The sequence below is a fragment of the Sphingomonas bacterium genome, from assembly GCF_903643065.1.
In the GTDB taxonomy this organism is placed as follows: Bacteria; Pseudomonadota; Alphaproteobacteria; order Sphingomonadales; family Sphingomonadaceae; genus Sphingomonas.
Genome location: NZ_CAHJWX010000121.1, coordinates 1 through 6,287, shown reverse-complemented (window position 1 = coordinate 6,287; position 6,287 = coordinate 1). Strand labels below are relative to the sequence as shown.

6 protein-coding genes are annotated in these 6,287 nt (G+C 70.6%); 4 read left to right on the top strand and 2 right to left on the bottom strand.

The window, feature by feature from the left end; translation table 11 throughout:
- Positions 1 to 1,608: PHA/PHB synthase family protein (locus HUU95_RS05830; protein ID WP_254602648.1), on the bottom strand; the 1,608-nt coding region annotated here is incomplete at its 3' end.
- 123 nt (positions 1,609 to 1,731) lie between these two features.
- Between HUU95_RS05830 and HUU95_RS05825 the strand changes: the two genes are divergently transcribed.
- Positions 1,732 to 2,940 carry an LL-diaminopimelate aminotransferase gene (locus tag HUU95_RS05825; protein ID WP_174279253.1) on the top strand — a complete coding sequence of 403 codons (1,209 nt, stop codon included), beginning with the start codon at positions 1,732 to 1,734 and terminating at the stop codon, positions 2,938 to 2,940.
- Between the two features lie 6 nt (positions 2,941 to 2,946).
- A complete protein-coding gene (locus HUU95_RS05820) occupies positions 2,947 to 3,720 on the top strand; it encodes a sulfite exporter TauE/SafE family protein (RefSeq protein WP_174279252.1) in 774 nt (257 codons plus the stop codon).
- Between the two features lie 4 nt (positions 3,721 to 3,724).
- Here the strand turns inward: HUU95_RS05820 and HUU95_RS05815 are convergent, their stop codons facing one another.
- A complete protein-coding gene (locus tag HUU95_RS05815; protein WP_174279251.1) occupies positions 3,725 to 4,204 on the bottom strand; it encodes a winged helix-turn-helix transcriptional regulator in 480 nt (159 codons plus the stop codon).
- Positions 4,205 to 4,337: 133 nt separating this feature from the next.
- On the opposite strand from HUU95_RS05815, the gene HUU95_RS05810 reads away from it, so the two are divergent.
- Both HUU95_RS05810 and HUU95_RS05805 read left to right on the top strand, forming a co-directional pair.
- Positions 4,338 to 4,679 carry a CC_3452 family protein gene (locus tag HUU95_RS05810; RefSeq protein WP_174279250.1) on the top strand — a complete coding sequence of 114 codons (342 nt, stop codon included), beginning with the start codon at positions 4,338 to 4,340 and terminating at the stop codon, positions 4,677 to 4,679.
- 75 nt (positions 4,680 to 4,754) lie between these two features.
- Positions 4,755 to 6,287 (top strand): RelA/SpoT family protein (locus HUU95_RS05805; RefSeq protein ID WP_174279249.1); only part of this gene is annotated, 1,533 nt, incomplete at its 3' end.

The following is a 6,287-nucleotide window of genomic DNA, read 5'->3' as shown; positions in this document are numbered from 1 at the left end:
GGGCAGGCTGCCGCCACCCGGCACCCGCGCGCCGGTCGCCGGGACCCGCGTGCCATCGCGCGCGGCGAGCCAGGCCATCCAGTCGGGCCACCAGCTGCCCTTGGTCTCGGTCGCGCCGGCGACGAACTCGTCGAGCGAGCCGACCATGGCGTCGTTGGTCCAATATTGATATTTCCCTGCCGCCGGCGGGTTGACCACGCCGGCAATGTGTCCCGAGCCGGCGAGCACGAAGCGCAGCGGGCCCTTGAAGTGATGCGTGATCTTCCACACGCTCGCCGCCGGCGCGATATGGTCCTCGCGCCCCGCCTGCACATAGGTCGGCGTCTCCACCCGCCCGAGATCGAGCGGCGTGCCATCGACCGACAGCGCGCCCGGTTCGACCAGCCGGTTGTCGCGATACAGGTCGGTCAGATAGCTCTGGTGCCACCCCGCCGGCAGGTTGGTCGTGTCCCCGTTCCAGTGAAGCAGGTCGAACGCCGGATAATCCTCCCCCAGCAGGTAGTTCTTGGTGACCGTGTTCCAGATCAGGTCGCGCCCGCGCAGCAGGTTGAACGTCGCCGCCATGTAGCGCCCGTCGAGGAACCCCTCGGGCGACAGCGCCGCGAGCAGGCGCAGCTGGTCGTCGTCGATGAAATGCCGGAGTTCGCCCGCGGCCGCGAAGTCCACCTGCGCGGTGAAGAAGGTAGCGCTCGCGATCCGGTCCGCCTCCCCCCGCGCGGCGAGCAGCGCCAGCGTCGCCGCCAGCGTCGTCCCCGCCACGCAATACCCGATCGCGTGCGCCGCCGTCACGCCCAGCAGGTCGCGCACCGTCGCGATCGCATCGAGCTGCGCCGCGACGTAATCGTCCCACGCCACATCCTTCATGCCCGCGTCCGCCGACTTCCAGCTGACGGTGAAGACGGTCAGCCCCTGCCCCACCGCCCAGCGGATGAAGCTCTTCTCCGGCGTCAGGTCGAGGATGTAGAAGCGGTTGATCCAGGGCGGGAAGATCACCAGCGGCACCGCCAGCACCGTGTCGGTCGCCGGCGCATATTGGATCAGCTCGTACAGCGGCGTGCGCTTGATCACCTGCCCCGGCGTCGTCGCCAGGTCGCGCCCCAGCTCGAACCGGCCGGGTGCCGTGTGCGTCAGCTGCCCCCGGCCCAGATCGGCGAGCAGATGCTCCATCCCCTTGACCAGGTTCTCGCCCCCGGTCTGGGCGGTGCGCGCCATCACCGTCGGGTTGGTCCAGGGGAAGTTCGCCGGGCTCATCGCGTCCGCCAGCAGCCGCGCGGAGAAGCGCAGCCGCTCGCGCTGCGCCTCGTCGGCGACGGGCGCGGCATCGACGCCCGCCATCAGTCGCGTGGTCGCGGCCTCGTACGCCGCGCGCAGCTGCGCAAAGGGTGCCGCGTCCCAGGCGGGGTCGGTGAAGCGCTTGTCAGTGGACGGCGGCACCGGCGCATCGGCGACGCCCGCCAGCGCCTCCCAGGCCTTCAGCCCCTCGCGCCAGAACGCCGCCACCGACGCACCGCCCTCCGTCGCGCCCATCGCGTCCAGCGCGCCATTCATCAGCTTGAGCTGCGCCGCCCCGACGGTGCGCAGCCAGTCGAGCGGGTTGGGGTCGGTCATCGTCCTCTCCGTCATGCCGGCCCGGTGCCGGCATCCACCGGAGGACCGAGTCCGAGCGCGCCACCGTGCGTGGCCGACCGTGGAAGCCGGGACAAGCCCGGCGTGACGGTATAAGCAGAACGCATGTCCGACGACTTCTACCGCATCCGCCGCCTGCCTCCTTACGTCATCGCGGAGGTGAACGCGATGCGCGCGGCGGCGCGCGGTGCCGGCGAGGACATCATCGATCTCGGCATGGGCAATCCGGACCTACCGCCGCCCGCGCACGTCATCGACAAGCTGTGCGAGGTCGCGCGCAAGCCCGACGCGCACGGCTACTCCGCCTCCAAGGGCATTCCCGGGCTGCGCCGCGCGCAGGCGGGCTATTACGGGCGCCGCTTCGGCGTCGAGCTCGATCCGGAGACGGAGGTCGTCGTCACCATGGGCTCCAAGGAGGGGCTGGCGTCGCTCGCCACCGCGATCACCGCGCCCGGCGACGTCGTGCTCGCGCCCAACCCGTCCTATCCGATCCACACCTTCGGCTTCATCATCGCCGGCGCCACGATCCGCGCGGTGCCGACCACGCCCGACGAGCGCTATTGGGAGAGCCTCGATCGCGCGATGGCGTTCACCGTCCCGCGCCCCTCGATCCTGGTCGTCAACTACCCGTCCAATCCCACCGCCGAGTCGGTCAATCTGGCCTTCTACGAGCGGCTCGTCGCCTGGGCGCGCGCCAACAAGGTCTGGGTGCTGTCCGACCTTGCCTATTCCGAGCTATATTATGACGGCCGCCCCACGCCCTCGATCCTCCAGGCGCCCGGCGCCAAGGAGGTCGCGATCGAGTTCACCTCGCTCAGCAAGACCTTCTCCATGGCGGGCTGGCGGATCGGCTTCGCGGTGGGGTGCCCCAAGCTGATCGCCGCGCTGACCCGCGTGAAGTCGTACCTCGACTATGGCGCCTTCACCCCGCTCCAGGCCGCCGCCGTCGCCGCGCTCAACGGGCCGCAGGACATCGTCGAGCAGAACCGCGACCTGTACCGCCGCCGCCGCGACGTGCTGGTCGAGAGCTTCGGCCGCGCGGGGTGGGACATCCCGCCGCCCGACAGCTCGATGTTCGCCTGGGCGCCGCTGCCGCCCGCGCTGAAAGGGCTAGGCAGCCTTGAGTTCTGCAAACAATTGCTGACTCACGCCCAGGTCGCGGTCGCGCCAGGGGTCGGATACGGCGAATTGGGGGAAGGCTATGTGCGCATCGCGCTGGTGGAGAACGAGCAGCGGTTGCGTCAGGCCGCGCGCAACGTGCGCCGCTATCTGCAATCGATGGGCGTCAACACCCCGGCCCAGGGCGCGGGCTGAGGCCGGATGATCGCGCCCCTGTACGCGCTCGCCGGCGCGCTGGTGGGGGCGCTGGTCGGGCTGACCGGCGTCGGCGGCGGCTCGCTGATGACGCCGCTGCTGGTGCTCGCCTTCGGTTTCCATCCGGCGACGGCGGTCGGCACCGACCTGCTCTTCGCCACCGCGACCAAGACGGCGGGCACGGGCGTACACGGTCCGCGCGGCACGGTGGACTGGCGGGTGGTCCGGCTGCTCGCCTCGGGCAGCCTGCCCGCCTGCGCGTTGACGCTGCTCGCGCTCCAGGCGTCGGGCATCGACGCGACCGCGACCAGCCACCTGATCACCGTCACGCTTGGCGCGGTGCTGATCCTGACCGGGGTCGCGACGCTGTTCCGCGCGCGGCTGCTCGCCTGGGCAAGGCCGCGGCTGGGCGAGGTCAGCGAGCGGCGCACGGCGCGGCTGACGATCGCGCTGGGGCTGGTGCTGGGCACGCTCGTCACGCTCACCTCGGTCGGCGCCGGGGCGCTGGGGATGACCGCGCTGGTGGTGCTCTACCCGCGCCTGCCCGTCGCGCGGCTGGTGGGGTCGGATATCGCGCATGCGGTGCCGTTGACGCTGCTCGCGGGGCTGGGCCACCTCGCCATGGGGTCGGTCGACGCCGCGCTGTTGCTGTCGCTACTGTGCGGCTCGGTGCCGGGCGTGCTGGTCGGCAGCTGGCTGGCGACGCGCGCGCCCGATCGCGTGCTGGGCCCGGTCCTCGCGGTCGTGCTGGCGCTGGCGGGGTGGCGCCTGCTCGCCTGACCGTTCACTCCGCCGCGATCGCCTCGCCTGCGTCGCGCGCCATCTCGCCCGGCAGCGCCCAATGCAGATCGTGGAGCTGCAGCACGCGCCCGTCCTGCGCCAGCACAGCGACCGGCTGGATCGGCCGCAGCTCGTTCCTGTCGACCAGCGCCGGAAACGCCGGTACCCCCGTCTCCCACCGTTCGCCCCATTGCCGCAACGCCACCATCGTCGGCAGCAGCGCCTCGCCCTTGGGGGTCAGCCGGTATTCGATCTTGCGCCGGTCGTCGGCCAGCGCCGCGCGGCCCATGATGCCGTGACGCACCAGCCGGGCCAGCCGATCGGACAGGATGTTGCGCGCGATGCCCAGCGCCGACTGGAACTCCTCGAAGTGACGCAGCCCGTTGAACGCGGCGCGCAGGATCAGGAACGACCAGCGCTCGCCCACCGCCTCCAGCGCCGCCGGCAGGCTGCAGGCGTCCAGCTTCTCGCGCAGCTTGTCCACCGCCGTTCATCCTCTCTCTGGCGACAACCTAGCGCAATCCGTCCGCTTCAACAGCGGAAAGTGAGTTTCCCGTTGAAACTGGCCGATCGCGACGATAGGTAGCCTTCCGCTACGCTTTAGCAAGAAGGTTCCCATGCGCCAGGTCCTCGCCGCCGCCACGATCGTCCTCGCCACCGCGCTGGTCGGCCCCGCGCCGGCCCGCGCCCAGACCGCCGGCTATTACACCGCCACCCCTGCCCAGCCACCCGCCCGCGCGACGCTGGTGACGCGCGAGACGCCGTGGACGAAGGTCGGCGCCAGCTATGTCGCCGCCCGCGCGCCGGAGCGCGACACCGCGCTGTGCGACGCGATCGCGCGCCAGACCGGCGCGCTGACCAGCTTCACCGTCGCCGGCAAGGCCTATGACGCCGACGCGCTGGCGAAGTGCAACGCCCATGCGAGGAGCGGTCCGGCGGCGGGCGTCGCGGCGCGCTGATCAAAGGCGATCCTCCCCGGCGATGGGGAGAATTATGGTTGCCTTGCATCGCCCCGCGAGTCCAAGGACTTGACCATGCTCAGGCAGTACGAGCTGGTCGACCGGGTCCTGGAATACGACCCCGACGCGGACGAGGCGCTGCTCAACCGCGCCTATGTCTTCTCCATGCACGCGCATGGCAGCCAGAAGCGCGCGTCGGGCGATCCGTATTTCAGCCACCCGATCGAGGTGGCGGGCATCCTCACCGACCTGCGGCTCGACGACGAGACGATCGCCACCGCCATCCTCCACGACACGGTGGAGGACACGGTGGCGACCCCGCAGGAGATCGAGCGGCTGTTCGGGCCGTCGGTCGCCCGCCTCGTCGACGGCGTCACCAAACTGTCCAAGATCGAGGCGCAGAGCGACAACGAGCGCGCGGCGGAGAACCTGCGCAAGTTCCTGCTCGCCATGTCCGACGACATCCGCGTGCTGCTGGTCAAGCTCGCCGACCGGCTGCACAACATGCGCACGCTCCACCATATCGCAAAGCCGGAGAAGCGTCGCCGCATCGCCCGCGAGACGCTCGACATCTACGCGCCGCTCGCCGAGCGGGTCGGCATGTACGAGTTCATGCGCGAGATGCAGGAACTCGCCTTCGAGCAGTTGGAGCCGGAGGCCTATCAGTCGATCACGCGCCGCCTCGCCCAGCTCAAGGGCTCGGGCGTCGACCGCATCGCCACGATCGCGCGCGGCCTGAAGGACGTGCTCGCGCGCGCCGGCATCGACGCGGACGTGTCGGGGCGCGAGAAGCATCCCTACTCGATCTGGCGCAAGATGGAGGAACGCCACATCTCCTTCGAGCAGCTGTCGGACGTGATGGCGTTTCGCGTCGTCGTCGCGACGGAGGAGGAATGCTACCGCGCGCTGGGCGTCGTGCACCGCCGCTGGCCGATGGTGCCGGGCCGGTTCAAGGACTGGATCTCCACCCCCAAGCGCAACGGCTATCGCTCGCTCCACACCAGCGTGATTCATGCCGAGAACACGCGCGTGGAGGTCCAGCTGCGCTCGCGCGCGATGCATGCGGAAGCCGAGTTCGGGCTGGCCGCGCATTGGGCCTATAAGGAGGGCCGCGGCCGGCCGGACGCGGATCATAGCTGGATCCGCGACCTGCTGGAGATCCTCGATACCGCCGCGACGCCCGAGGAGCTGCTCGAACACACGCGCATGGCGATGTACGCCGACCGCATCTTCGCCTTCACTCCCAAGGGCGAGCTGATCCAGCTGCCCAAGGGGGCGACGCCGATCGACTTCGCCTATGCCGTCCACACCGATCTGGGCGATGAGGCGGTGGGCGCCAAGATCAACGGCCGCGTCGTGCCGCTCTCCCATGTCATCGACAATGGCGACCAGGTCGCGATCCTGCGCAGCCAGGGCCAGGCGCCGCAGCCCGCCTGGCTCGACGTCGCGATCACCGGCAAGGCGCTGGCCGCGATCCGCCGCCACCTGCGCCACAAGGAGCGCGACGAGCAGCTGACGCTGGGCCGCAAGCTGCTCGACGACATCGTCCGCCGCCTGCCCGCGTCGCTCGCCGACGGCGCGACCGCGCTGGCGCTCCGGCGGCTCAAG